General features: G+C 32.1%; 1 protein-coding gene. It reads left to right on the top strand.

The window, feature by feature from the left end; genetic code table 11:
• Positions 1–83: 83 nt before the first annotated feature.
• Positions 84–508, top strand: a 425-nt coding sequence (locus tag K0039_RS20715) for a flavodoxin family protein (RefSeq protein WP_228106822.1), incomplete at its 3' end; no start/stop codon positions are given.

Below are 508 nucleotides of genomic sequence, written 5' to 3'. Positions count from 1 at the left end.
TCATCATAGATGCTTTAGATGATGGATTTTATATATTAAAAATGAAAGAAGATTAAATAAGTACTAAAGAGGGAGAGTTGAAAATGAAAATACTAGGTATTTCTTTTGGAACAAAAAATGGAAATAATGACACAATGTGTAAAGTTGCACTTAAAGGTGCCAAAGAAGCAGGGGCTGAAGTAGAATTTATTCAAATGTCATCTATTAACATTAAACATTGTACTGGATGTTGTGCGTGCGTTAAGACGTTATTATCTGGAAAAGGTAGTATATGTGTATTAAAAGATGATTTTGAATGGTTGCTTGACAAAATGAAAGATGCAGATGGTATAGTAGTTTCAGACCCTATTTTTGAAGAAGGGGCATCAGGATTATTCCATACTATAATGGATCGTTTTGGACCAAGAGCAGATAGAGGAAATAATGTTATAGGGACAAAAGTTGCAGAAGCTACAGGAGGAAAAATTCCAGATTCAAGAATGCTTAATGATATTACTTTATCATTAAG

The organism is Terrisporobacter mayombei, assembly GCF_020748465.1.
Classification (GTDB): Bacteria; Bacillota; Clostridia; order Peptostreptococcales; family Peptostreptococcaceae; genus Terrisporobacter; species Terrisporobacter mayombei.
The sequence above is the reverse complement of the archived record's forward strand: the minus strand, read 5'-3'. Positions and strand labels throughout refer to the sequence as shown.